Raw genomic sequence first — 26,816 nt, 5'->3', positions numbered from 1 at the left:
AATGGATTATCAAGTGTGGAGTCATATTTTATTGGAGTTGGCACTTTCGGTGAGTGGTGAGCAGGAATTGAAAAAGCTTCTTAAAAAATCATCCCGAGCCTTTTTGAATCGCTTAGGAAGTGTGTATATTGGCTTTTACCAATGGGAGCAACAGGGAGCGGAAAGGATACTGTCACTACCAAGAAGGGCTGCCGATAACCCGACGTTTCAAAAAGGCACATTAGAAATTGAAAGAAGATTGATAGAGGGACACGAGTTAGAAGTAGTGATAGCAAATGAGGAATACTACTTTTATGGATACCCATTAAAAAACATTGGTTTCTTAATACTGGCACAGACAGAGCTTCTTTCGAAACAACTGGTCTATGAGTTAACGCCTATTGTGGATATGTTAGCACAAAACATGAGAGCCTGCCTGGAAAGTGAAAAGCGTAAAGAAATGGAGACAGCCCTTCAAAATGAAAGAAGCTTCTTGAAGGCATTGATTAATACCATACCGGATATTATCTTCTTTAAGGATGATAAAGGAACTTATCAGTTAGTGAATCAGGCAGCAGGAAAATTGATAGGTAAATTACCAGATGAAATTATAGGCAAAACAGATGAAAATCTTCACCTTTTTGAAAAAGCAAAGGCTTTTCGGGAAAGAGATCTTATGGTGATGAAATCGGGAGAAATACATTTTTCAGAGTCTTTTTATGAAAACCAATGGAATGAAGAAGTACCTTATGAAACCTTATTGACGCCGTTTTATGGTCAAACCCGTACGCTTCAGGGAATTATAGGAGTTTCCCGAAATGTAACGGAAAGAAAAAAATATGAAGAAGCGATGGATGCCAGAATAAGATTCCAGTATTTACTAATGCATTTAGCAACGGATTTTATGAATGTGACGATCAATAATATAGATGAAGCGATAGATCAAGCCTTGTATCAAGCTGGAAAATATACGGAGGTTGATCGAGCCTATGTGTTTGAATATGATTTTGATGCCGGAATCATGAACAATACCCATGAATGGTGCAAAGAAGGGATTTCTGCTTCTATAGACATTTTGCAGAACATTCCTTGTAAAGATTTTATGGAAGGATGGGTTCGTGAACATCAACAAGGAAAAACCGTATACATAGAGAGTGTGGAAAAGTTGAAGGAAGGAAGTTTATTAAAGGAAATATTAAATCAACAAGCAATAAAGAGTTTATTGACAATTCCGATTTTAATGGAGAAAAAATGTCTTGGATTTATTGGGTTTGATAGTGTAAAGAAAGAAAAAAAATGGATAGAAGATGAAATTGTATTATTAAAAGTTATGGCAGAATTGTTTTCGAATGTGTGGATCAGAAAAAAAAGAGAGATGGATTTAATTGTAGCCAGAGAAGAAGCGGAAAAAGCAAATGTGGCAAAATCGGAGTTTTTAGCAAATATGAGCCATGAAATTAGAACTCCATTAAATGGGATTGTATCCATGCTTTATTTATTGCAAGACGCGGATTTGAGTATAGAGCAGCGAGAGTATGTTAATACGGCTAATGACTCTATCGATTCTCTTTTGTCTATTATTAATAATATTTTGGATTTATCCAGAATTGAAGCTGGATATTATGAGGCTAATGAAGAAATCTTTAACTTGGAAGCGGAGATTGACCGCATGATTGCAATTGTTTCTAAAAAAGTTCAGGAAAAAGGACTGGTAATCGGTACGAAGTATCCTGAAGACGTGAATCGCCTATTTAAGGGGGATCGTATGAGGATACGGCAAGTCCTCTTGAATTTAATTGGAAATGCTATAAAATTTACGGCAAAAGGACATATTAAAATACACTGCAAGGAAGAAATACAAGACGAAAAGAGTAGCAGGCTTTCTATTGCTGTAGAAGATACAGGTATTGGGATTGCTGAAGATCGGAAGGAAAGAATATTTGGTAAATTTGAGCAAGGTGATGCATCCACTTCAAAAAAATACGAAGGGACAGGACTAGGACTAGCTATTTCTAAAAAATTGGCAGAAATGATGGGTGGAGATATTCTGGTAGATAGTCAGTTGCATCATGGAGCTATTTTTACCTTTATCATTACCTTGCAAAGAGTGAAGTGGATAGAGCAAGAAATCACCACTCCGATTGTAGCCGTAGAAAAATGGAAAGAAAAGGAAATATCAGAAAAAAACATCAGTATCCTACTGGTTGATGACCACAAGAGCAATCGGAAAGCAGCAAAAATGATATTAGAGAAAAGAGGATATCAAGTTATTGAGGCGGAAGAAGGATATGAAGCGATAGAAAAAATTCAGAAAATACCGGTGGATTTAGTGTTGATGGATATTCAAATGCCCGTTATCGATGGTTATGAAACTACCCGCCGCATACGCGACTTAAAAGGACGTTACTCGACAATTCCTATTGTTGCCCTAACAGCGAATGCAACAACGACAGACAGGGAAAAATCCTTAGAAGTTGGAATGAATGATCATCTTCCCAAGCCATTTCAGCCCAAAAAACTTCAGGAAATGGTGATGAAATATGTAAGGAAGGATCAAGAATCCGGGAAGAATGTTAGCCTGAAGAACAAAGAATTACAGCTTGAAGAACCGATGGTTTTTGATGCGGAAGCGTTCTGGGAAAGGTATGAAAAAGACTTTGAAATGGCTTCTGTTGTCTTGGAAGCATTTTGTGAAGATCTGAATCAACAATTAGATAAATGGGACCATGATGTGGATAAAGAAAATATGAAGGTCATTATGGAAGAAGCTCATAACTTAAAAGGAGCCAGTGCTTATGCAAGCGCACTTTCGGTGAATAAAAAAGCCGTGGAACTTATGGAAGTAGCAGAACAGCAAGATGTAGAATCGGTGAAAAAGATCGTGAAGGCTTTGTGGGTTGAAAAAGGAAAGTTTGAAAAACAGATTAGTTTATGGATCAGGAGCTTTTCTTAATAAAAAGGAGCGCAAATCATGAAAGTTCTTATAGCGGAAGATAATCGAATTGCCAGGATGACATTGGTTTCTTTTATTAAACAAATGGACTATGAGCCAATAGAAGCGGAGGATGGGTTGAAAGCCATCAGGTTGTGGGAAAAAGAACAGCCTTCTATTGTATTGACGGACTGGTTAATGCCTAACAAATCAGGCACAGAGGTTACAAGGCATATTAGAGATAGTGAAAGCAATGCGTACACCTATATTATTATGATCACTTCGAAGGGAGACCAGACAGATCTTGAGCAAGGATTTAGGATAGGGGTAGATGATTATCTGACAAAACCGGTGAATAAACAGGAATTGTTGTTACGCATGAAAGCAGGCGAACGGCTATTAAATCTTCAGTCAAAAGATACTTTAATTTTTGGTTTAGCAAAGCTTGCAGGCTTAAGAGATAAAGAAACCGGCGATCACCTGGAAAGGATTCGGATATATAGCAAGATACTGGCGGAGGTTCTGGCCGAGCAGGAGGATTTTTGTCAAGTGATTAATAGGCGGTTTATCGAGAGTATTTATGACACCAGCCCTCTGCATGATGTGGGAAAGGTGGGCATACAAGATAGAATATTATTAAAAAACGGAAAGTTAACAGAAGAGGAATTTGAGGAGATGAAGCAGCATACAGTGATTGGACAACGCACCTTGCTGAGTGTTCAAGAAAACGGGAGTAACAGCAAACACATCCAAATGACGGTTTCCATGGCAGCGGAAATTGCAGGATCACATCACGAAAAATGGGATGGTAGTGGGTATCCCTTAGGATTGAAGGGGGAAGACATTCCATTGGCCGCTAGAATTGTTAGCTTAGCAGATGTTTATGATGCCCTTAGAAGCATTCGTGTCTATAAAGAAGAAAGAAGTCATGAAGAAGCCAAGGCTGTCATCATCAAAGAAACAGGGAAACATTTTGATCCAAGGGTCGTTCGTGCATTTTTGGAATCGGAAGAAAAGTTTTTTAGACTCAGTAACCTTCCGGAAAAAGAATAAAGGATGATGCTAATGGAAGATAAAAATAATGAAATCAAGAAGAATATGTCGCTTGAAGAAGAAATCAGCAGACGCAGAGAATTGGAAAAAAAGCTAAATAATCAATTGGAATTTCAGTCTTTAATGATTAGCTTATCTAATTCCTTTATCAATACAACACTAATTGATATTGATAATGCAATTGAACAGGCGTTAGCATCTGTTGCCGTATTTGCAAGAGTAGACCGGGCTTTTTTAATTCGATATTCCTTTCAGAATAATAGCATGAAAATGACACATGAGTGGCGCCGTTCAGGTTTGGGACTTCAAAAAAATGGGTGGGCGGAGGAACGTTTGGAGGAGTACTGGGAAGACTTGGTGGTAACCCATCAGGAGGGGGATAAGGTTTATATCCCAGGTCCGGAATATTTGTCATCCAACAGCAAACTGAGAAAAAGAATGGAAGAGCAGCAAATACGCAATCTGGTGACGGTTCCTTTAATGAATAATGTACAATGTTACGGGTTTATTGGATTTGAATCTGTGGTGACAGAAAAAAACTGGCGTCAAAATGAAATTGACTTGTTAGGTATTCTTGCAGAATTATTTAGTAATGCAACAACCAAAATTTTACGGGAGGAAGAATTGGTAGAAGCCCGTAAACAGGCAGAAGAAGCCAATCAGACAAAAAGTCAGTTTTTAGCCAATATGAGTCATGAAATCCGAACACCGATGAATGCTATCATTGGTTTTGTGGACTTATTAAGTAGAACGAATCTGGATCAGGAACAGCAATCTTACTTAGAAGAAGTAGCAACTGCATCAGATGCCTTATTATATCTGATCAATGATATTTTGGACTATTCTAAAATTGAAGCCGGAAAAATGACACTGGATCATCAAGTGATGGATGTACACCGGGTAGTGGAATCGGCTGCCTTTCTTTTTTCATTGAAAGCAGTGGAAAAAGAAACAGAAATGATTGTGTACATTCATCCGGAAGTACCTACATCAGTTCGGGGAGATACGGGGAAAATACAACAAATGCTCAATAACCTTGTAAGCAATGCGGTAAAGTTTACAGACCAGGGAGAAGTATTAATTGAATTGAAGGTGGCGGAAAGAAAAGAAAGCAAAATTTTTCTGGAGTTTGCTGTTAAAGATACTGGAATTGGCATTAATCTAAAGAATCAGAAAAGACTATTTGATATTTTTGTTCAAGCGGACGGAACAGCTACAAGACAGCATGGTGGAACTGGATTAGGGCTAGCTATTACTAAAAAATTAGCTGAATTACAAGAAGGAACCATACAACTGGATAGTGAGCCACAGAAAGGTAGCGTGTTTAGTTTTACGATACCTTTTGAATATCATGATGATGCTAGGGTAGAAAAGAAGAAAACTTTCGGTATGGGTGAAGGTCTACGAGCGATGATAGTAGATCCTAACGATACAAGTCGGTTGGTACTTGCTGCTTACCTAAAAGAATATAATAGCGATGTTAGGGAAGTGCAGAAAACAGAAAAAACGCTAGAGATCCTAGAATCTCTTGAAATATCAGACCTTCCGGAGCTGATATTTATCAATCACCAAAAGTCGGGCGACGAAGGGCTTAGCCTGGCAAATCGAATAAAGAATACAGCAAAATGGTCTCGGATTAAAATAATTTTGATTGCTTCTGCTTCAACGGCATCGAATGTAAGCAAAAAGCTGGAAGGCGTTTGTGAGGGGGTAGTAAGTAAACCGGTTCGTCGGTGGGAGCTATGGCAGGTGACGGAAAAAGCCATTGGTAAATTCAAGCAGGAAAAAATGGAAGGGAGAACAGCGTCAAAGCCTTCTTTTTTTGACAATACATATTCAGAAGTGCTTTTAGTTGAGGATATGGAGTCAAATCAACGATTGGCAATGATAACACTGAGGCAAATAGGGTTTTCTGTGGAATTAGCAAGGAATGGAAAGGAGGCTGTTGAAAAATCCAAACTAAAGAAATATGGACTGATTCTCATGGATTGTCAGATGCCTGTTATGGATGGCTATGAAGCAACGAGGCAGATACGAAAAAAAGACAATCTCAATCAGGATACATTAGTAATCGCCTTGACGGCTCATGCCTTAGAAGGTGAGCGACAAAAATGTATGGAGGCCGGGATGGATGATTACTTAACAAAACCGTTCAAAAGGCATACATTGGAAAAGAAACTTCAACAAGTAACACAGGCAAATAGGGCGAGGGAGTGATGGTTATGATCGATATAGAACGATTTATGAATGAAGCAGAAATTGATCAAGAAACAGCTAGGGAGTTATATGGATTGTTTTTAGATGATTTGGTGCAACAAAAGGATTCTTTAGAAAAACAAATAAGGATGAAAGATGTTTCTGAAATTTGCAGAACGGTTCATTCGATTAAGGGAATAGCAGGCACTTACTATGCATGTCAGTTAGAAAAAAAAGCAGCATTTGTGGAGCGGGTCATTCTCAGCAGAGAATTATTTCCGGCGGATCAGTGTGATGCTCTTTTAGAGGAAATAATAAAAACAATCCATGACACCAAAATGATCATGGAAAGATAGAAAAGGAAGGATTAAGGGAAAATAGTTTATAAGAAATAGAGGACAAAAGTACTTTTCAATGTTAAAATGATGAAAGGAGAAGCAAGAACCCAATCATAAGTTCTTGGTAGTATTTTTAGAATGTGCAAATAATGGAAGACATGGAGGAGGGTGTGATGATGAAAAAAATCTTAATTTGTGATGATTCTTTGTTAATTAGGAGGCAACTTAAACAGTTTTTTCATTATAACTGGAAAGAATTTGAGATTGTTGAGGCGATAAACGGGAAGGAAGCTGTAGAGCTATATCGTGCAGAGAAGCCTTTTTTAGTCTTTATGGATATTGTTATGCCGGAGATGGATGGAGTTAGTAGTTTGAAAGAAATATGTCAGACTGATTCTGATGCAAAAATTATTGTATTGTCATCGGTTGGGAATCGTGAAACACTCAGGGAAGCCATTGATGCCGGAGCCATCGACTTTGTTCAAAAACCATGGACAGATGAAGTGATGAATAAAATTATTAAAACCTACTGTTCCTAGGTTCGAAGGAGGAGAAAGATGTTAAATATATATCTTGGAAACTATCTACTTCGTAAAGGGTTACTGACATCAGAAACCTTAAGAGAAATGATGGATATGGAAAAAGAGATACGATTACGTCTGGGTGTATTGGCAATGCACAAAGGAGTCATGACATCCGCACAGGTAACGGAAGTAAATGAGGCACAAAAGAAAGTCGATGCTCGTTTTGGTGAGATAGCTATTGGGAAAGGTTTTTTAACAGAAGAGCAACTGGAAGAATTGTTAACTGAACAGGTTCAAGGTGGTGCAAGACTATCTCAAGCGTTGATTGACAAAGGAATATTTACTTCAGATGAGATGGAAAAAATTCTTAATGATTACAGACAAGAAAATAATTTATCAGAGGAAGAATTAGAAGCCCTAAAAAAAGGAGATGCTGAACAACTCTTAGCACCGTATATAAAGTTGCAATGTGATTTGGCGGAAATGAAATATTACGAAGCTTTTCAAGCCTATGGAAGTTTATTTATGAGAAACTTGGTTCGTTTTATTGATCACAGAACGATTTTAGATATTGAAAATCACAGAAACCCTTCTGAAAATTTCAGAGGATTTCGGCAGAGAACCGAAGGAGCTCTCTCTCTGGTTACTTATATCGTTATGGATAATGAAACCTATTACGATTTTGCAGAAAAACATGGAAAGATTCCGGTTGAAAATGATGAAGAATTAGCAGCGGCATCGGTGAATGAATTCCTAAACTTGCATAATGGTCTTTTTTCTGTATGGGCATCAGAGGCAGAATTGCCGATTAAGCTATATCCGCCAGAAAAGGTGTCAGAACTTCCTGATCCTGAGAAAGACTCTTTTATTGCTGTGCAGTTTCAGACAGGAGTCGGCATGGTGATGATGATGGTTGCATCAGAAAAAGAAAAATAAGAAAATAAAAATTGTATAGATTGGAATGAAAGAAAGTCTCCGTTAAATTATTAAAAAGCGGAGACTTTCTTTGTTTATCAATTCTAAATGCTCAATTCAAAAGACGCAAAGCGGCTTTGTTCGTAAAGAGGCTAGGTTTTTATGGGTACCCATTTTCTAACCTGGTCCATTATTTGGGTCATACCATAAGGTTTACTGAGATAATCGTTCATTCCGGAGCGTAGACATTTTTCTCGATCGCCAGCCAGAGCATTAGCAGTAAGTGCAATAATGGGTACGCTTGTTCTTCTCTTTTCGAGACTTTCGATTTCTCGGAGGCGGGAAACGGTCTCATATCCATCCATTTGTGGCATTTCAATGTCCATAAAGATAATGTCAAAAGAATTACTCTGGAAATAATGGATGGCTTCCTGACCTGAGGAAGCAGCTGAGACTTGCCATTTTTTCTTTTTACCAAGAACTTGTATCACTCGCTGACTGTCTTTTCGATCATCAACCACCAAGACTCTCAAGTTTGGGTTTTGAGGGTAAGAAGTAATTTTTTCTGTATCAGAATTTGTTGAATGGGATAGAATCTGGCATAAATCAGCGGTTTCGAGAACGCATGTAAAGTAAAAAGAACTACCAACTCCTTCTTCACTTTCTGCCCAAACCTCTCCACCCATCAGATGGGCAAGGCTTCTGCTGATCGCAAGTCCTAATCCGGTTCCGCCATAACCTCTGGTAGTACTTGAATCAGCTTGGGTAAATGGTTGAAAAATAGTATCCAGTCGATCTTTTGGAATGCCGGCACCAGTATCTGTTATCGTCCATTTCAACATAATCTCTGCTTCTTTAGAACCTTCAAAAGTTGGATCAAGTTCTACCAGGACTTCAATACTACCTTTCTTAGTGAACTTTACAGCATTATTAAGTAAATTATTTAAGACCTGCATGATGCGGAAACTGTCACCAAGAACGCATTTAGGAACTTCTGGTGCGGCTAGGATGCGGCATTGCAAAGATTTATCTTCAATGTAAGGTCGGAGGAAATTCTTTATTTTTGTCAATAAATCCTCAATGCTAATTTCCTGATGCTCGATTTGAATGGAAACCGACTCAATTTTTGAATAGTCTAATACTTCATTGATAAGTTGGAGTAACGTTTGTGCCGATTGTTCTGCCATAGAGAGGTAATCTTCTTGCTCTTCATCTAAATCGGTCATTTGCATTAATTGAATCATTCCTAAAAAAGAATTCATGGGAGTTCTAAGTTCGTGACTCATGGTTGCCAGAAATCGGCTTTTGGCAATGTTTGCTTTTTCAGCTTCTTCCTGAGCGGTTGCCGTATCCTCTAAAAGCTTTAGATGTTCCGAGACATCACGAGCACTGGCAACGATCATTTGTTCACCAGCGGAATCAAAAGTCTGCAAATGAATTTCTACGGGAAAGACACTACCATCTTTTCGCTGATGCAGCGTTTGTAGGATGCCTTTTCCTTCATTGTCAACGGCTATTTTATCAAAAATGAGTTCCAGCTCTTTCTGGCAATATTCTGGTTTAATATCCTGAGGTCCAAGTTGTCTTAACTCTTCTATGGTATATCCCAGCTCTTGAAAAGCGGAAAGATTGCAGTCAAGAAACCGCATGCGGTGGCGGCTAATCAAATAGATCCCATCCGGGCTATTGTCAATAGCTTTACGGAAGCGTCTCAATACTTCCACTCTTCGCTTTTCTTCCGATATGTCTCTCCCAAAAGCATGGATGACTCCTTTGCCTTCCCGGGAAATAACACTAGCATTTATTTCAGCGACGGTTTCTGAGCCATCCTTTCGGAGAAATACAGCTTCAAAATAGCTGGTTCCAGAGTGTATTAATTCCTGGGCCCTTTTTTTCATGATATCCATATCTTGTTTTCGATGAATTAGCATTAAGTTTTTTCCGTAAAGTTCGTGGGGTTCATATCCAAGGGCAGCTGGGAAGCGAAGGTTGTAATCAAGAATAGTACCTTCAAAGTCATGGACAACCATAGATTCGTTCATGTTTTCGACAATATTTCGATAACGTGCTTCGCTTTTTTCTAATGACTCTTCTGTTTTAGTCTGAGATGTAATATCCATTAAGCTGATGCGGATTTGATGATTGGAATCAATAAGGGTTCGATTTCCTTCCAATTGTACTAAGCGTTTTTTACCATCAGAGCGCAATAAATGGAATCTTTTTGAGTCGAAAACCGTATTTTCTTCTAAGGCTTTCAAATAAAAAAACAAATCATCCTGATTCTCAGGAGCGATAAATTTGGAAAAATTTTCCCCTTGAAGTTCATTTGCGTCTAATCCGGTTAACTCAGAAAATTTACGATTCACCGATTGAATGATTCGATCTTCATTAATGGTGACATAGGCTACGGGAGCTTCGTGATATAACTCTTTGAAAAACTCATGGGCCCGATCTAATTTATCTTTTGACTGTTGAAGTTCTTCATGGGTTCTCATCAGTTCTTGATTCTGATATTCCAGCTCCTGATGGTAAACGCTGATTTCTTCGACCATTTCCTCTAAAGATGGTAAGGAGAACTTTTCGTTGACTTTTTTATTTGTGAGAACAGCACGAATTTTTTCTTGCAATGAAGAGGGGAGAGGATCTGAGGTCAAAATAGTCACCTCCTGTCAAGGTAGTGGTTACGTATGTGGCATAAATATTAGGGTTAAGGATTCGTTGTGAGAATTTTTACCCAACGAAGAAAAAACAAAACGTAAACAGGTGATAAAGTTCACATTTCGTCAGAAGCTAAGAATTCTGCTTATAATAAGGAAAGTAAAAGATTAAAGCTGGGAGCATTTGGTAGAAATAATGTAAGGGATAAATTTTTTGATAAGGCTAATGATTTTTGTCAGGAATAAGGGGCTGGGGTAAATAAGTGAGGAGAACTTTTTATGAAAAGTGTGAAAATCAGTCGACAAAGGATAGAAAAAGTATCTCGAAGAAATCATAATAGACGATCATCTCAGCAGAATGTTTTTTCTGATAAGCAGGAAGCAGAAAAATTTCGGAATATATTCGAATATGCACCGATAGGCATCTTTTATTTTGACCAAAGAGGGATTATTACGGATTGTAATGAAGTTTTTGTCAAGATTATTGGATCCAGTAAAATAGAGCTGATGGGAATTGAAATGCTGAAACTAAGAGCTGTATGGGTGGTTAGAGCCGTAAAAGTGGCATTGCAGGGAAATCAGTCCTCTTATGAGGGGGAGTATGTTTCAGAAACGGCTGGAAAACGCATATTTGTGAAAACTGTTTTTTCGCCGGTTTGGTCAGAAAATGGGCATGTGATAGGTGGTACGGGTATTGTTGAAGACATAACAGAACAAATGAAAACAAAAATAGAATTGCGTGAAAGTGAGTTAAGAGTAAGAAAAAAATTGCAAGCAGTGACTGAGCCAGAAGGCAATCTGGAAACCTTGTCGCTGACAGACATCATTGATGTGAAACAGTTTCAGAGAATACTTGATACATTTCATGAAGTAATAGGGCTTCCGATAGCATTATTAAATCCTTCGGGAGAAATACTTGCTAAAAAGGGCTGGGTTGAATTGTGCACGGATTTTCACCGAAAAAATCCAGATACTCTGAAAAGATGCGAAGAAAGTGACCTGAAAAAAATGAATCAGGCGACGGAAAGGAAAATTCAGTTTGGTCGTTGCGAGAATGGGTTATGGGATGCTGTTTTTCCTTTAATCATAGGAGAAAAGACTTTTGGATATATTTTCGTGGGACAGTTTTTATATCAACAGGAGGAAATAGACATCAATTTTTTTCAACAACAAGCTAAAACTTACGGATTTAATGAATATGCATATATGAATGCTTTGAAAAAAGTGCCACGACCAAGTGAAAAAGAAGTTAAGAATATTATTAATCTGTACGCTGAACTAATACAAATGATTTCTGAACTGGGATATGCCAATGTAAGGTTGGCGAGAAGTTTTGAGGAGCAAAAAAAACTAAAGCATCAGATGAAAGATGCTTTAGAGAAAGCCGATATAGCTAATGAAGTAAAAGAACAGTTTCTTTCAAACATGAGCCATGAATTGCGGACACCTATTAATGGATTAATGGGAATGATACAGCTACTACAAAGTTCTTTAATAAAGGAGGAACAAAAAGAATATGCCGATTATGCTTACCAAGCCTGCCTTTCCTTAACGGCTGTTGTTAATGAGATATTAAACTATGTCAAAATTGAAAAAAAATCAGAGCCCCTGGTCGAAGAGGTTTTTTCCATAAAAGAACTTGTGAAAGAAGTATCGGATTTGCATGCCGTGGCGGCCACACAAAAAAATATCGATATGAAGATTGATGACTCAATGGATATACCTCTTTACTGGAAAGGGGATCGGTATAAAATAAAACAAATTCTAAACAATCTGACAGGAAATGCGGTGAAGTTTACCAAAGAGGGATTTGTTCATTTAGATACGTATGTAGTAGAAAAGGAGGGTGAGGAACGGAAAAATCTGGTTATTTCTGTAAAAGATACTGGAATCGGGATCGATCCCAGCTTACAGGAAAGTGTTTTTCAAAAGTTTTCTCAGGTGGATACTACCAGTACCAGAGAGTATGGAGGGACAGGATTAGGACTTGCTATTTCAAAAGAGTTAGCCGAAATACTTGGAGGAAGCATTGATGTCAAAAGTCGTCCTGGGCAGGGGAGTTGTTTTACCCTTAAAGTTCCTCTGACTCCGGCGATTCAAAAAGGTCATAAGCCTGCAGGTGAGGTAGAGGTGCTGATAAATCCTGCAAGAAGTAAAAAAAGAAGCATCTTGATTGTAGATGATGACCGAATAGGGCGGGAAGTAGTCAGTAGAACCTTAAAAAAGGAAAAGTTTTTAGTGGACACGGCTGTTAATGGAGCAGAAGCTATTGAAAAAGCAAGAGAAAGGTCTTATGATCTTATTCTAATGGATTGTCAAATGCCAGAAATAGATGGGTATGAAGCGACCAGAAGTATAAGGAAATACGAGGGGATGAAAGAAAGAAAAACACCAATTATTGCCTTAACAGCAAAAGCTCTACCTGGTGATCGGGAAGCGTGTCTGAAGGCTGGAATGGACGCCTATCTGGAAAAACCATTGAACTTAGAACTGCTGAAAGAATGGATGAATAAGTTAATCAATAGATGACAGATTTCTCAATGCGAAAACACCTCTAAAAAGGGGTGTTTTTATATACAAAAATAAATATTCAGAAAATGTTGACATTTTAGTGATGAGGAGCTACAATGTAGTTAGTTATTACTAACAAACTAAAGGAAGAAGGTGTGCAGATTGTATCATCAATATATCAATAGAAAAGAGCAAATCATTATATCTGCCATCGAAATAATGGATGAAAAAGGTATTAATGGGTTAACAATGAAAGAAATAGCTATAAGACAAGAAGTAACAGAACCAGCTATTTATAGGCATTATAAAAATAAGCAAGATGTTATCATGACTATTTTAAAGCGTTTTGCTGCTTTTGATGAAAGTCTTTTTGATACGGTTTTACAAGGAGAAATGAATGCGGTAGAGGCTATTGAATACTTTATGACTTCTTATGCAACTTACTATGAAAGCTATCCAGAGTTGATTACCATTCTTTTTTCCTTTGATGCTTACCGCTATGAAGAAGAAACAATGAACATGATGGTAGCCATTATCGAACAACGCGAAGCATTTCTTTGTCGGGAAATTGAAAAAGGCACCCGACAAGGCATTTTCAATCAATCTCATTCAGCAAAACAAAATGCCAGGCTGTTGATGGGGCATGTATGGTCGACCATGTATTACTGGAAAATGCAAGAGTGCAAAGGTTGTCTCAAGGAAGAAATCATGAAAGGGATTCATTTCATATTGGAAGGAATGAAAATGGAAAAAGAGGAATAAAGAGGAGGTGAAAAGATGGCCGACAGACCAATGGAACCCATGCTGGAGATGTATCTTTTTGAAAATCGTCAACTGTTGGAGCAGTTAGAAGAAATCTTGTTAACCAGTGAAGAAAATGCGGAGATGACAAAAAAAAATATTGATGAAATTTTTCGGATCATGCATACCATTAAAGGGTCTTCTTCAATGATGATGTTCACCGGGCTGGCAACTTTAGCCCACCGAATTGAAGATTTGTTTTTCTATATCCGGGAACAACAACCAGAAACCTTGGATTACACTTCCTTATGCAATCTGATCTTTCGTGCTCAGGACTATATATGCCGGGAGATGAACATGCTGGAATCAGGAAAAGAAGCAGAGGAAGATCCAGCAAAACTCTTAGAGGAGATTGATGCTTACATTGCACAGCTTAGTGGATCTGAAAGCCAGCCGGTGTCAGTAAAAAGTAAAGAAAAAGAAGAACAGGAAGTTCAGTATTATATACGACCGGATCAGACAACAATAGCAAATCCCAAATATTACCAGGTGAAAATACATTTTCAGGATGATAGTCAGATGGAAAATGTACGGGCATTTACACTGGCTCATAGCCTAAAAGAAATCTGCAGTGAGGTGATACATTACCCATCAGATCTTTTTGAAGATGAAACAGCCAGTGAAAAAATTGTTGAAAATGGTTTTTTCATCTTGATGGTTAGTGACTTAGAAGAAGCCAGCATACAGGAGCATTTACAGGAAGCACTTTTTGTGAATGATATTCATCTCAAAGAAATTAAGTACGAAGAATATCAAAAACAAGGGCAAGAAATGAAGGTAATGGAAGAAAGTAAAAGTCAGGTGGAAGAAAGTTTTGTCATAGAAGAACAAGAAATTCCTTCATCAAATCAGGAAGTTTCTGAACTGCAAGAAAGCCTTCGCAATCAAAAACAAAGCATGATTACAGTCAACATTAACAAGTTGGATAAGTTGATGGATTTGGTAGGGGAGATTGTTATCACGGAATCAATGGTGATAAAAAATCCAGACTTAGAAGGTTTGGAATTAGATAATTTTCAAAAATCTGCCCGACAACTTCGGAAACTAACAGATGATCTGCAGGACGTTGTGATGTCTATACGAATGCTTCCGATAGGCCCTACCTTTCAAAAAATGAAGCGATTGGTGCGAGATATGGCTCAAAAAATTGGAAAAGAAGTAGAGTTGGTTTTGACAGGAGAAGAAACAGAAGTAGATAAAAATATTATTGACCATTTAAGTGACCCGTTGATGCACTTAATCAGAAATGCCGTAGATCATGGCATTGAAGCTCCGGAGGAAAGGATAGAGCAAGGAAAGCAGGAAAAAGGAAGTATCCGGCTAGAAGCAACAACCAGTGGTGGAGATGTAGTGATTAGTATTATCGATGATGGCCGCGGACTGGATCCAGAAAAATTAATCGAAAAAGCAAAAAGAAAAAACTTGCTCCTAAAGTCAGTGGATGAAATGAGTGATGAAGAAGCGTATCAGCTTATCTTAGCTCCCGGGTTTTCAACAAAAGATAATGTATCGGAATTTTCTGGCAGGGGAGTAGGAATGGATGTTGTAAAGAACAATATTGAAAATGTTGGAGGAAGTATTAGTATCGATAGCCAGAAAGGGCTTGGAACCAGCATTCACCTTAAAATCCCTATGACCCTGGCCATTGTTGATGGAATGCAACTTCAAACAGGTTCAGCCAAATACACAATTCCCACGGTCAATATCCAAGAATCTTTTCGTGCGGAAGAAAAGATTCTTTTTCAAGATCCGGACGGAAACGAGCTGATTATGATTCGTGGTGAATGCTATCCAGTCTTACGATTGCATAGATATTTTAAGGTAAAAGCAGAAACGCAAGTGTTAACAGAAGGCATTATGATTATGGTGGAACAGGATCAAAAAGCAATCTGTCTCTTTGCGGACAGACTGCTGGGAGAACAACAGGTGGTGGTCAAACCCTTGCCAAAATACTTGGTGCGGTTTCCGGTGAAAGCCAAGGGGATAGGTGGATGTACCATTCTCGGAAACGGCGAGATTAGTTTAATATTAGACATAGCCGGCATGATCAACGGAACGTTACAGGGAGGTGGCGACAATGTCAGAAGTGTTGGATGAAATGGTATACATTGAGGAAGACACACAGAAAGGAAAGTACTTGACTTTTAAGCTAGGAAAGGAAGTGTTCGGTATCGAAATCCGGTACGTTACAGAAATCATCGGAATGCAACCTATTGCCGAAGTGCCAGAAGTACCGGATTATGTGCAAGGAATCATTAATCTACGAGGCCAGATTATCCCTCTCATTGACGTACGGATTAAATTCAAAAAAGAAGCCATGGATTATCACGATCGAACCTGTATCATTGTCATTGATGTAGAAAACGTTGCCATCGGTCTGATTGTGGATGAAGTGGCGGAAGTACTTAGTATTCCGGATGAAAACATCGTCCCGCCTCCTGAGTATAAGACAGGGTTCCAAAATCGGTATATAAAGAGCATTGGACGGGTGGGGGAAGAAGTTAAACTGATTTTGGACTGTGAAAAAATATTGAGCAGTGACGAGTTGGAAACCCTTGAACAGGTATCTCAATAAGGAAGGAGAATAGGCGATGAAAAATTTGAAAATCCGAAATAAGATATTAGCTATTTTCTTGGTAGCAGGGTTGATTCCGATGCTAATTATTTCTGTAGTAGCTTATCACCAGGCAAGAAGTGGTATTCAATATGTGGTCTTGCAAGAAACGCAACTGTTTGGAGAAATGACAGAAAGAAGGATGGACCAATATTTTGACGAAAAATTAACGAACGGATGGATTTTATCTCAAACGGCCAGGATACAACAAGCCGTAGAAATTTATGATGAGTTTGGTCCGGGAAGCACCGAGTGGCAGGAAGCCTATAGAGGATTGGAAGCCTTTTTACCTGGATATGCGGAAGAATTTGGATTGCTGAGTATTTTTATTACAACGGATCAAGGGGCGGGTATTTATGCAAGTGGACAAATAAAAAACCAAGTGGAAGGTGCTGACTTTTCTATTAGAGAATACTTCCAACAGTCTATGGCGGGTACGCAGAACATATCGGAGTTTGATTATTCTGACATTATCAATGAGTATTATATCGTTGTATCAACGCCACTGAGAAGAGGCGGAACGGGAGAAGTGATAGGGACTGTTAATGGATATGTACCGGTACCTGTGGTGCAGGCCATGTTACAAGATGGGATTGAGCAAATAGGAGATACAGCGGATGTGTATTTGATTGATGCCGATGGGCTTTTGTATACGAATACAATGCGGGGAGCTTATAGCCAGAATGCGGCCTTTAATGAACGGATTCAGACCCAAGCTTATGAAGAGTTGTCCCCACAGATTCGGGCAGCTAACGATTCCTTTGTTGGCGTAGGTACTTATGAAGACTATGCAGGAGTAGGGGTAGTAGGCAGCTTTGGTGTGATGAGCATTGGTGCTACGGATTTGGGTTGGATCGTAGAGATAGATAGAGCGGAAGCATTGGCGGCAGTAAACACATTGATGATGGTAATGATTATTTTGACGGTTGTTGCGCTTTTGTTGGCGGTGGTGATTATTATGTTTAGTGCGAAGTCTATCACTAAGCCAATTCAGGAATTAGTAAAGGTGGCGGAAAAATTAGCAGTAGGCAATACAAAAGTGGAAGTAGTGGCTGACTCAACGGATGAGATAGGGCAGTTAAAGGATGCTTTCGCTAAGACGATTGGAAATCAGCAGCACGATGCAGAGATTGCGATGGCCATTGCTGCCGGTAACCTGGATGTGGAAATTCAAATTATGTCGGAAGATGATGAATTGGCAAAAAGCCTTAAGGCGGCTGTGACGTCTATTCAGGCCTTAGTGCAGGATACGCGAAATCTGGCAGAGGCTGCCATCGAAGGAAAACTGGATACCCGGGCCGATGCCAGTCGTCACAATGGTGATTTTGCTCTGGTGATACAAGGAGTGAATGAAACTCTGGATGCTGTTATTGATCCGGTGAAGGAAGCGTCAGCCGTGTTGGAGGAAATGTCTCAAGGTAATCTTAAAAAACGTGTTGTCGGCGATTATAAAGGGGATCATGCGCTTATCAAAAATGCATTGAACTCTACTTTGGATGCGCTTTCGGGATATGTGACAGAGATTTCTGATGTGTTAACAGAAATGGCAAATAAAAACATGAATGTAGGAATTGTAAAAGAGTATAAAGGTGATTTCCAAGCCATTAAAGAAGCTTTAACCTTGATTATTGATTCTTTGAATGAGGTGTTGGCAGAGGTCAATGAAGCCGCTGATCAAGTGACTTCCGGTTCTGGCCAGGTAGCGGATTCAAGCCAACAGTTATCTCAAGGTGCTACAGAACAGGCTAGTTCTGTGGAGCAGATAACGGCTTCTATGGAAGAATTATCGGCTCAAACAACGCAAAACGCCAATAATGCAGGGGAAGCCAATGATATTTCACAGAAGGCTATGACGGATGCAGAACAGGGCAATGCCCAAATGAAAGAAATGCTAAACTCCATGCAGGAAATTAATGAATCTTCAAATAAAATTTCGAAAATTATTAAAGTAATTGATGAGATCGCTTTCCAAACCAATATTTTGGCATTAAATGCTGCGGTAGAAGCAGCCAGAGCGGGTCAACATGGAAAAGGATTTGCGGTTGTTGCAGAAGAAGTACGGAATTTAGCGGCAAGAAGTGCGGACGCTGCCAGAGAGACAACAGAAATGATTGAGACCTCCATAGAAAAAGTAGGTAGTGGAACTGAAATCGCTAATAAAACAGCGGAAGCACTGGAAAACATTGTCACCGGTGTGGCTGATGCTACCAGATTGGTAGGGGAAATTGCCGATGCTTCTAATGAGCAGGCTTCCGGCATTGAAGAAGTCAACCAGGCAATTATGCAAGTATCACAAGTAGTACAGACAAACTCCGCCACATCGGAAGAAGCGGCGGCGGCCAGTGAAGAATTATCCAGTCAGGCACAGTTATTAAAAGAAGCGGTGAATCAGTTTAAGTTAAAGAAAAATAGTCAAAAACGAAAACGTTCAGGATTTGATGACATGAGTCCGGAAATGTTGAAAATGTTAGAAGAAAAAAACGATTCTGAAAATTCTGAAAATGAGGTGGATTACTCTGAGCAAGAAATAGAAAGCAAGGGAAAAAAACGAATATCTTTAGATGATAAAGAGTTTGGAAAATACTAAGTGGATTAGGTGATTCGAATGCTCTCAATCACAGAACGAGAATTTTATCAACTAGCTGGGTTTATTCATGAGCATTATGGAATCCGTCTCAAAAAAGAAAAGAAAACCCTGGTACTTGGCAGGCTGGGAAATACCATTACACGCCAGGGTTTTCAAAACTTTTCTGAGTACTATCAGCATTTGCAGTCGGATAAAACAGGGAAAGCTGTTTTTGAACTATTGGATAAAATCACGACAAATCATACGTTTTTTATGCGGGAACCTCAACATTTTGCTTTTTTAAAGGAAGAGGTGCTTCCCTGGTTAGAAAAAAGTGTTGCTGATAAAGATTTAAGAATTTGGAGTGCTGGCTGTTCAAAGGGTCAGGAACCATATACCTTGGCGATGATTCTTAATGATTATTTTGGATTGAAAATCGATCAGTGGAATACAGATATCTTAGCGACAGATATTTCTTCGGCGGCTTTAAAATCAGCAGTACAGGGAGACTACTCTGCGGAAGAAGTTCAAGGATTACCAAAATACTGGCTCAAAAAATACTTTTTAAAGCAACAAGAGGAAAAATATGTAGTAAAAGAAGCATTGAAGCAACAAGTTGTCTTTAGAAATTTTAATTTGATGAACGTCAGTTTTCCTTTTAAAAAGAAATTTCATGTTATTTTTTGTCGCAATGTTATGATATACTTCGATACAGAGACAAAAAAACAACTAATCAAAAAGTTTTATCATCAATTGCAGCCTGGCGGCTACTTGTTTATCGGTCATTCAGAAACGCTGGGGAACGATAAATGTGGGTTTCACTATATTCGTCCGGCTACTTATCGGAGAGGATAACAGTGCAAAAAACAAAACCAATCAGAGTACTTATCGTTGATGATTCAATGATATCGCGGGAAGTAATAAAAAAAGGATTAACAGCGGATCCGGGTATTATGGTTGTAGGAACAGCGGCAGATCCCTATGAAGCTGTGGAAATGATTGAAAAAACAAGTCCGGATGTATTAACCTTGGATGTAAATATGCCACGAATGGATGGCATTACCTTTCTAAAAAAGCTAATGCAGCAACATCCCATGCCAGTAGTTGTCATTAGTGGATCTGAACATTCTGTATTAAAAGCTTTGGAAACCGGTGCCGTAGACTTTGTGAAAAAGCCGGATATTAAAACACCGGAAGATCTAAAAGCATTTTTAGAAGAAATCGTGTATGTGATCAAGGTGGCTACCGTATCTAAAACAAAACCACTTTGCAAAACACCTGTTGCTGTTGAAAAAGTGATCAAATCACCAAACAAAAAAGAAATAGAGCTTATTGCCATGGGAGCTTCTACAGGTGGAACAGATGCATTGATGAGAATTTTGAAAGAGTTCCCGACTACCGCTCCGGGAGTTGTAATTGTTCAGCATATGCCACCAACTTTTACTCGGATGTATGCCGAAAGGCTGGATAGTTTGTGTGAGATAGAAGTGATGGAAGCTAAGACTGGTGTTTCTATTCTTCCTGGTAGAGCTCTTATTGCTCCGGGAGGTCTACAGATGAAAGTTCTTAAAAATGGTAGTGGGTATAAGGTGAAATGCTATTCTGGAGAAAAAGTAAGTGGACATTGTCCATCTGTAGATGTATTATTTGAATCTGTGGCTGATACGGTTGGGAAAAAAGCGATGGGCGTTATTTTAACAGGCATGGGAAGTGATGGTGCAAAAGGACTCCTGAATATGAAAAAAGCGGGAGCCTATACCATAGGTCAAGACCAAAAAAGTTCTGTGGTGTATGGAATGCCTATGGTTGCGTATAATATTGGAGCGGTGGAAAAACAGTTACCGTTGGAAGAAATAGCCAGACATATTTTTAGGTCTCTTTAATGTGACTGGAATATGAGAAAGGGTGAAAATCATGAGAATTCTTATTGTTGAAGATGATTTAAGTAGTCGTAAAGTCATGCAACAATTTTTAGAGCCCTATGGACGTTGTGATATTGCGGTTGATGGTATTGAGGCTATTGATGCGTTTTTAATGGCTTGGGATGAAGAGGATCCTTATGAAGTGATTTTTCTCGACATTATGATGCCAAGGTTGGATGGAAACAAGGCATTAAAAGTTATCCGTAAGATGGAGAAAGATAAAAAAATACCTGAAGAAAACAAAGCAATTATCATTATGACAACCGCATTAAACGATCGAAAATCGGTCAATGAAGCGTTTGAACTTGGGTGTGAGGCTTATGCCGCAAAGCCGATTAATCGGGAAAAATTAACAGAAGTAATGGATAAACTAGGAATATCCAAGAAAGAATAAGGGTTTCAGAAGATTTGAATACTAAAAGGAGCATTGGCAGAATGAAAAAAGTAGAAATATATACAGATGGAGGCGCTTTGGGAAACCCGGGAAAGGGTGGTTATGGAGCCATATTAGTTTATGGAGAACACCGAAAGGAAATCGCTGGAGGATATCAGCATACCACTAATAACCGTATGGAAATGATGGCCTGTATAAAAGCATTGGAAACCCTGAAAGAACCTTGTGAAGTTGATATTTTTAGCGATTCAAAGTATTTAGTAGACAGTGTGATGAAAGGATGGGCAAAACGCTGGCAGGCCAATAATTGGAAAAGAAATAAAAAAGACAAGGCAGAAAATAGCGATCTTTGGAAAACATTATTGGAATTGCTAGAAAAGCATAAAGTGACCTTTCACTGGGTGAAGGGACATAATGGTCATCCGGAAAATGAACGCTGCGATGAAATGGTAAAAGAAGCAGCCGATAAAGAAAACCTGCCGATAGACGCTGGTTACCAGAAATAGAAATCAGTGGAAGATGATGTTATTGAAGGTTCCGTTGAAGAGGAGATAGACCATGAATACAAAAAAGGATCTTGCGACAGGTAAGTGGGAGCTATGGCGACGATTGTTACTTTTGCTATGTTGTGCACTGGCTGCATGGTTCTATATGTATGTATCCACCACACCGCTTTTGCGTGTTCACAATGCTCAAATGGAAAGAAGGCAGGAGCGGGAAATAGCAGGACAATTTGTAACAGAGCGGCAACGACATTTAGCCGTTCTTCCCTTAGAAGAATATGCATCCGTGATCGCTGGTGAAAACCTTGTATTTGTGGAAGGATCAGAATGGGAAATATTTATACGGAAAATAGCAGAGCAAAATGGGACTAATCACAGCACGATAGCTCCGAGATTTTTTTTCGGAACAGAAAAGGAACCCTTGCGAAAAGCCTGGATTCAAGCCGCAAATCCACAAGATCCAGTGTTTATTGAGTATATAAAAGCAGATGGTTCAAAAGGCTATATGCAGGTAACCTACATGACCTTTACAAATGACGATTTTATGATTGGCGGAATCGGCGGGTCCTATAACACCCCTCCTGACGATTTATTGTATCCCATACGTTCTATGGCCTATGTCTTTATGCTGGTGGGGGTGCTTCTTTATGTAAAAATACCAAAACCTAAGCGATACGCCGACAGTATGCACTATTCATCTTGGAAAAATCGGCTGTTAGATATCATTGGTGTTGCCTTATTTACGATGTTTTTCGCATTGCCTCTTTTCATAACAGGAGGATCTGTTCAATCTCTGGCATTGATGATGCCACTGGTGATTGTTTTCTGGGGAATGGCGATTTTGTGCAGCTCTTTAATGTATATAGCGGCATGGAATGCCAGCTTTTCGATGAAAGTAAAAGAAGATCAATTAATGATCACCAATTATCGGGGAGGGTACAGGATTTCGTATCAGGATATTAACTTTATTCAGCCAGCAGATAAGCGGTATCCTGGATGGTTTAAATGGGTGATGTTCTTTGCCATGCTAGGATCAAAAGGTTCTATGGCATCAGTAATGACATCCCACTGGATAAATTCGACAGGTGTTCAAAGTCAAGGGCTTCGAATACACATGAAAAATGGAGAAAGGATAGATTTCTGGTTGATGGATCAAATGGGAAATCCGATTTTTTCTAGAGTGGAAAAATTGGTGCACTCCTTGTCAGGAGCGGATATTCCTTGTCGGGAAGAGGTTGTAACAGATCGAAGTTTGACACATGTGCCAGGAGGCGTGGGATTCTGGGATAAAAAACCGGTGATGATTCCTTATGTAGCGACCTGCACTCTTTTTCTGTTAGTAATGATTGGTAGCCTGTGGGTAAGTAGAGTAGCTATGGTTTCTGAAATTCCATACACTGAAGAAAGCGTTTCTATTGAGGAACAAGTAACTTATCCAGAATTTGATGGAATACCCTTGGGAATAGGCGAAAAAGAATGGGTTCGCCACTTTGGGGCTGAGGGAGTAGAAAGAGGCGTTGTCCTTAAGCAAATTCCTGAAGGAGGGTATATGATCGCAGGTGTTAGCAATTCCGGAAACTATACAAGACCAGCCTCTTATTTAATACAAACCGATGAAGAAGGCAACTTAATATGGGAGGAACGCTATCCAACGCTAGGGAAAGACAGCATTAATCAAGGAATGATCATAACGCAAGCCGGTCATTTTTTATTAACGGGGAACGAAGGTGATTATCGGGGGCGGGATATATTTGTAAAAAAAGTAAGTGGAGCAGGGGAAGAACAGTGGCATCGTCATGATTCGTCAGAAGAAAATAGTGGGGGAGTTGATTTGTGGGAACACCCTGAAGGAGACTTTTTTGTACTTCTGAACAGAGGCGCATTAGCAAAAATGAAGCGAATGGATTCCCGGGGGAATCTTATCTGGGAAAATCCGATAGGAATCGATAATAAGAAAAGTAGTGCTAGCAAGATAGTGAGCTTATCAGAAGAACATTTTCTTATAAGTGGATCTGTTGTGAAGGAAGCAGAGGAGTTTTGGAAGGCAGCAATTATGATGGTGGATAATAATGGCAATACTTTATGGCAGCGCGAATATGGCAGGGATGGGGATGACCGAATCCTGGATGCGACATTGTTGGATGATGGATCTATCGCCTTTATCGGATTTACTCATGCGGATTCCGGACTTTTTAGATCTGTTTCTTTACTGATAACGGATGTGGAAGGAAAAGAAGAGCGAAACAAATCTTACCCTATCTCTCATTATCATGGAACTGGTACGGCAATCGTAGAACTGAGTGATGGTAATCTGGCTCTTCTTGTTAATGTCAATAAACACAGCACCACTCATGACTTTGCGTTAATAGCCATTTTAGATCGTCAGGGAAACATTGTTTCAGTTCATGTTTTGGATGCAGACGGAGACGTAAGAGGAAGTGACATGATTCTTTCGTCGGACGGCTCCATCCTTATAACTGGAAGATCCGATGGGCAAGACATGTTTGGTAGTACCAATGCTTTTCTGATGAAAATTTCCTATTAAAAAGAGCGTCCAAAATGCAGACGCTCTTTTTAGCAATGGTACTATTTCATGATTTTACATATTTTATTGGACAGTTCGACCGGATCATCTACAGGAAGTCCTTCGATCATTCGTGCTTGTTGATATAATAGCTCGGTAAAGAGTTGGAACTTTTCCTGATCTTCCTGATAAGCGGATTTAAGCGACTGGAAGACCTCGTGATTCATGTTCACCTCTAATATTTTATCAGCTTTTACTTCCTGATCATTCGGCATTGAACTTAAGACTTTTTCCATTTCAATAGAAATATCCCCTTCGTTTACTAGGCATACCGGATGCTGTTTAAGTCTTTTAGAAGCTTTTACACTCTTAATTTGATCAGAAAGCAATTCCTTCATATTACTGAATAGACTTTCGTGTTCTTTTTCTGCTTCTTCAGATTCTTTATCTTTTTCATCATCTAGGTCTAAGTCACCACTAGCAACAGACTTGAAAGGTTTTTCCTGATATTCGTTCAGCATTTTTATAGCAAACTCATCGACATCTTCTGTAAAATAAAGGATTTCGTAACCTTTATCTTTGATTAACTCTGTCTGTGGCATTTTTTCGATGCGAGAAACAGAATCACCCGCCGCATAATAGATTTCCTTTTGAGCTTCTGGCATACGGGAAACATAATCTTTCAGAGAAACCAGTTTGCCCTCTTTAGAGGAATGGAACATTAGTAGATCTTGCAGATCATCTTTATGAGTTCCAAAATCGCTATATACTCCATATTTTAACTGCCGACCAAAAGAATCATAAAACTTTTCATAATCTTCCCTGGCATTTTCCATCAGATCCAACAACTCTTTTTTGATTTTACTTTTAAGGTTTTTCGCAATTACTTTCAGCTGACGATCATGTTGTAACATTTCGCGGGAAATATTCAGGGAAAGATCCTCTGAGTCCACCACGCCCTTTACAAAGCTGAAATAATCTGGCAGTAATTCAGCACATTTTTCCATAATAAGAACACCGCTGGAATATAATTCTAACCCTTTTTCATACTCGCGGGTATAAAAATCAAAAGGTGCCTTTTCTGGAATAAACAGAACGGCTCGATAAGAAACAGTCCCTTCTGTATTGATGTGCATATGCCGTAAAGGTTTGTCAAATCCAAATCTTTTTTCAAAATAAAACTGTTCATAATCTTCAGGAGTCAGTTCATTTTTATTTTTCTTCCAAATCGGAACCATGCTATTTAATATTTGCTCTTCGATAACATCTTCAAATTCATCTTCGGTACCTTCTTTTTTTTGCGAGCGAGTAACATTCATTTTAATTGGGTATCGGATAAAATCAGAATATTTTTTTACAAGGGAGCGAAGGGTATGTTCTTCTAAATACTGATCATAGTCTTCTTCATCGGCGTTAGGCTTAAGGCTTAGGATTACATCGGTTCCATAATGTTCTTTTTCGCAGGGTTCAATGCTATACCCATCCGTTCCTTTGGAAACCCAGCGGTAAGCTTCCTCATTTCCAAAGGCTTTACTGATAACTGTGATTTCTTCGGCTACCATAAATGCAGCATAAAAACCGACACCAAACTGGCCAATAATATCGTAACCATCTTTCAACTCATTTTCTTGCTTAAATGCTAAGGAACCGCTTTTGGCAATAACACCGATATTGTTTTCTAGTTCTTCTTGAGTCATGCCAATGCCAGTATCTTTAATAATCAGTTGCCGGTTTTCCTTATCAGCAGAAATGGTAATGTAGAAGTCTTCCTGATTAAAAGTGATAGCATCATCGGTTAACGCCCTATAGTATACCTTGTCGATGGCATCACTTGCGTTAGAAATAAGCTCCCTCAAAAAAATATCTTTGTTGGTATAGATAGAATTAATGACGATTTCTAACAGTCTTTTTGTTTCGGCTTGAAATTCTTTTTTATGCAATGATATTTCCTCCTTATGATGAAATTTTTTTTCAATCATTATATACCAAAATAAAATTAAGATGTCAAATGATTTACCACTTTTCTTGCACAGAACGAAGTTTTTCTGACATGGTAGCCTGTTTATCTCGCCGATCATCAATTTTGATAGAGGTAGAAACACGTTGTGCTCCACTGGTAAAAGGAACCTCATGCATTTTTTCGATCACTTGGAGAATTGTGGATAATTCTCCTTCGAAAATAGTTCCCATAGGAGTCAACTGATATTTTATCTCCGGATAATGATTTAGCACTTTATGACAATTGGCTACATATTGACTTATACTGGTAGAAGCAGTACCCAGTGGTGTAATGGTTGCTTCAACGATGGCCATTTCCTCACCTCCTTCAGTATGATAATATCATTTATTTTATCATACTTGGAGTATAAAAATGAATAAGCGTAAAT

The 26,816-nt window shown here is 38.9% G+C and carries 19 protein-coding genes; 16 read left to right on the top strand and 3 right to left on the bottom strand.

The features are described 5' to 3' along the window. Position 1: 1 nt before the first annotated feature. The 6 genes from BLV55_RS03830 to BLV55_RS03805 all read left to right on the top strand — a co-directional run bounded on the left by BLV55_RS03830 (position 2) and on the right by BLV55_RS03805 (position 7,958). Entirely contained in the window at positions 2–2,932 is a 2,931-nt protein-coding gene (locus BLV55_RS03830) for a response regulator (RefSeq protein ID WP_093311330.1), read from the top strand. Positions 2,933–2,950: 18 nt separating this feature from the next. Further along, entirely contained in the window at positions 2,951–3,964 is a 1,014-nt protein-coding gene (locus tag BLV55_RS03825; protein WP_093311328.1) for an HD domain-containing phosphohydrolase, read from the top strand. 12 nt (positions 3,965–3,976) lie between these two features. Then, positions 3,977–6,181, top strand: a complete 2,205-nt coding sequence (locus BLV55_RS03820) for a response regulator (RefSeq protein ID WP_176968245.1) — start codon at positions 3,977–3,979, stop codon at positions 6,179–6,181. Positions 6,182–6,186: 5 nt separating this feature from the next. Further along, a complete protein-coding gene (locus BLV55_RS03815; RefSeq protein WP_176968244.1) occupies positions 6,187–6,516 on the top strand; it encodes an Hpt domain-containing protein in 330 nt (109 codons plus the stop codon). A 158-nt stretch (positions 6,517–6,674) separates the two neighbouring features. Next, positions 6,675–7,037 (top strand): response regulator transcription factor, encoded by a 363-nt coding sequence (locus tag BLV55_RS03810; protein ID WP_093311321.1) that lies wholly within the window; start codon positions 6,675–6,677, stop codon positions 7,035–7,037. A gap of 18 nt (positions 7,038–7,055) precedes the next feature. Further along, complete coding sequence (locus BLV55_RS03805; RefSeq protein WP_093311318.1) at positions 7,056–7,958, top strand: cyclic di-GMP-binding domain-containing protein, MshE-related; 903 nt, start codon at positions 7,056–7,058, stop codon at positions 7,956–7,958. Between the two features lie 131 nt (positions 7,959–8,089). Here the strand turns inward: BLV55_RS03805 and BLV55_RS03800 are convergent, their stop codons facing one another. Further along, positions 8,090–10,591, bottom strand: coding sequence for a PAS domain S-box protein (locus BLV55_RS03800; protein ID WP_093311316.1), 2,502 nt, complete (start codon positions 10,589–10,591; stop codon positions 8,090–8,092). A gap of 282 nt (positions 10,592–10,873) precedes the next feature. Here BLV55_RS03800 and BLV55_RS03795 point away from each other — a divergent pair, with 282 nt between their 5' ends. From BLV55_RS03795 to BLV55_RS03750, 10 genes are all read left to right on the top strand, one after another. Then, positions 10,874–13,123 carry a PocR ligand-binding domain-containing protein gene (locus tag BLV55_RS03795; RefSeq protein ID WP_093311313.1) on the top strand — a complete coding sequence of 750 codons (2,250 nt, stop codon included), beginning with the start codon at positions 10,874–10,876 and terminating at the stop codon, positions 13,121–13,123. Between the two features lie 144 nt (positions 13,124–13,267). After that, positions 13,268–13,867, top strand: coding sequence for a TetR/AcrR family transcriptional regulator (locus tag BLV55_RS03790; protein ID WP_093311310.1), 600 nt, complete (start codon positions 13,268–13,270; stop codon positions 13,865–13,867). Between the two features lie 15 nt (positions 13,868–13,882). Next, the gene (locus tag BLV55_RS03785) at positions 13,883–16,003 is read left to right on the top strand and encodes a chemotaxis protein CheA (RefSeq protein WP_093311308.1); all 2,121 of its coding nucleotides are present in this window, start codon (positions 13,883–13,885) and stop codon (positions 16,001–16,003) included. Next, positions 15,984–16,481 (top strand): chemotaxis protein CheW, encoded by a 498-nt coding sequence (locus tag BLV55_RS03780; RefSeq protein WP_093311305.1) that lies wholly within the window; start codon positions 15,984–15,986, stop codon positions 16,479–16,481. The genes BLV55_RS03785 and BLV55_RS03780 overlap by 20 nt, the downstream gene beginning before the upstream one ends. Before the next feature lie 16 nt (positions 16,482–16,497). Further along, positions 16,498–19,107: a methyl-accepting chemotaxis protein gene (locus BLV55_RS03775; protein WP_093311303.1), complete on the top strand. Its 2,610-nt coding sequence runs from the start codon at positions 16,498–16,500 to the stop codon at positions 19,105–19,107. Positions 19,108–19,125: 18 nt separating this feature from the next. After that, entirely contained in the window at positions 19,126–19,941 is an 816-nt protein-coding gene (locus tag BLV55_RS03770; RefSeq protein ID WP_093311302.1) for a CheR family methyltransferase, read from the top strand. 2 nt (positions 19,942–19,943) lie between these two features. Beyond that, positions 19,944–20,969: a protein-glutamate methylesterase/protein-glutamine glutaminase gene (locus BLV55_RS03765; protein WP_242870021.1), complete on the top strand. Its 1,026-nt coding sequence runs from the start codon at positions 19,944–19,946 to the stop codon at positions 20,967–20,969. Between the two features lie 31 nt (positions 20,970–21,000). Then, the gene (locus tag BLV55_RS03760; protein ID WP_093311298.1) at positions 21,001–21,402 is read left to right on the top strand and encodes a response regulator; all 402 of its coding nucleotides are present in this window, start codon (positions 21,001–21,003) and stop codon (positions 21,400–21,402) included. A 41-nt stretch (positions 21,403–21,443) separates the two neighbouring features. Beyond that, positions 21,444–21,908 (top strand): ribonuclease HI, encoded by a 465-nt coding sequence (gene rnhA, locus BLV55_RS03755; protein WP_093311297.1) that lies wholly within the window; start codon positions 21,444–21,446, stop codon positions 21,906–21,908. A gap of 52 nt (positions 21,909–21,960) precedes the next feature. Continuing rightward, positions 21,961–24,450, top strand: a complete 2,490-nt coding sequence (locus BLV55_RS03750) for a hypothetical protein (RefSeq protein ID WP_093311295.1) — start codon at positions 21,961–21,963, stop codon at positions 24,448–24,450. Positions 24,451–24,491: 41 nt separating this feature from the next. Here BLV55_RS03750 and htpG read toward each other — a convergent pair whose 3' ends face one another. Then, positions 24,492–26,369, bottom strand: coding sequence for a molecular chaperone HtpG (gene htpG, locus BLV55_RS03745; protein ID WP_093311292.1), 1,878 nt, complete (start codon positions 26,367–26,369; stop codon positions 24,492–24,494). A gap of 73 nt (positions 26,370–26,442) precedes the next feature. After that, a complete protein-coding gene (locus tag BLV55_RS03740) occupies positions 26,443–26,742 on the bottom strand; it encodes an MTH1187 family thiamine-binding protein (protein ID WP_093311289.1) in 300 nt (99 codons plus the stop codon). Positions 26,743–26,816 lie beyond the last annotated feature (74 nt).

This window comes from Tindallia californiensis (assembly GCF_900107405.1).
GTDB classification, from domain to species: Bacteria; Bacillota; Clostridia; order Peptostreptococcales; family Tindalliaceae; genus Tindallia; species Tindallia californiensis.
Note: the sequence above shows the minus strand (reverse complement) of the source record. Positions and strands in the feature narration are given on the sequence as shown.

Coding starts and splice junctions, on each gene's coding strand:
- BLV55_RS03795 (WP_093311313.1), top strand. CDS start 10,874: ATGAAAAGTGTGAAAATCAGTCGACAAAGGATAGAAAAAGTATCTCGA.
- BLV55_RS03770 (WP_093311302.1), top strand. CDS start 19,126: ATGCTCTCAATCACAGAACGAGAATTTTATCAACTAGCTGGGTTTATT.
- rnhA (WP_093311297.1), top strand. CDS start 21,444: ATGAAAAAAGTAGAAATATATACAGATGGAGGCGCTTTGGGAAACCCG.
- BLV55_RS03830 (WP_093311330.1), top strand. CDS start 2: ATGGATTATCAAGTGTGGAGTCATATTTTATTGGAGTTGGCACTTTCG.
- BLV55_RS03825 (WP_093311328.1), top strand. CDS start 2,951: ATGAAAGTTCTTATAGCGGAAGATAATCGAATTGCCAGGATGACATTG.
- BLV55_RS03815 (WP_176968244.1), top strand. CDS start 6,187: ATGATCGATATAGAACGATTTATGAATGAAGCAGAAATTGATCAAGAA.
- BLV55_RS03775 (WP_093311303.1), top strand. CDS start 16,498: ATGAAAAATTTGAAAATCCGAAATAAGATATTAGCTATTTTCTTGGTA.
- BLV55_RS03820 (WP_176968245.1), top strand. CDS start 3,977: ATGGAAGATAAAAATAATGAAATCAAGAAGAATATGTCGCTTGAAGAA.
- BLV55_RS03805 (WP_093311318.1), top strand. CDS start 7,056: ATGTTAAATATATATCTTGGAAACTATCTACTTCGTAAAGGGTTACTG.
- BLV55_RS03780 (WP_093311305.1), top strand. CDS start 15,984: ATGTCAGAAGTGTTGGATGAAATGGTATACATTGAGGAAGACACACAG.
- BLV55_RS03810 (WP_093311321.1), top strand. CDS start 6,675: ATGAAAAAAATCTTAATTTGTGATGATTCTTTGTTAATTAGGAGGCAA.
- BLV55_RS03760 (WP_093311298.1), top strand. CDS start 21,001: ATGAGAATTCTTATTGTTGAAGATGATTTAAGTAGTCGTAAAGTCATG.
- BLV55_RS03785 (WP_093311308.1), top strand. CDS start 13,883: ATGGCCGACAGACCAATGGAACCCATGCTGGAGATGTATCTTTTTGAA.
- BLV55_RS03750 (WP_093311295.1), top strand. CDS start 21,961: ATGAATACAAAAAAGGATCTTGCGACAGGTAAGTGGGAGCTATGGCGA.
- BLV55_RS03740 (WP_093311289.1), bottom strand. CDS start 26,742: ATGGCCATCGTTGAAGCAACCATTACACCACTGGGTACTGCTTCTACC.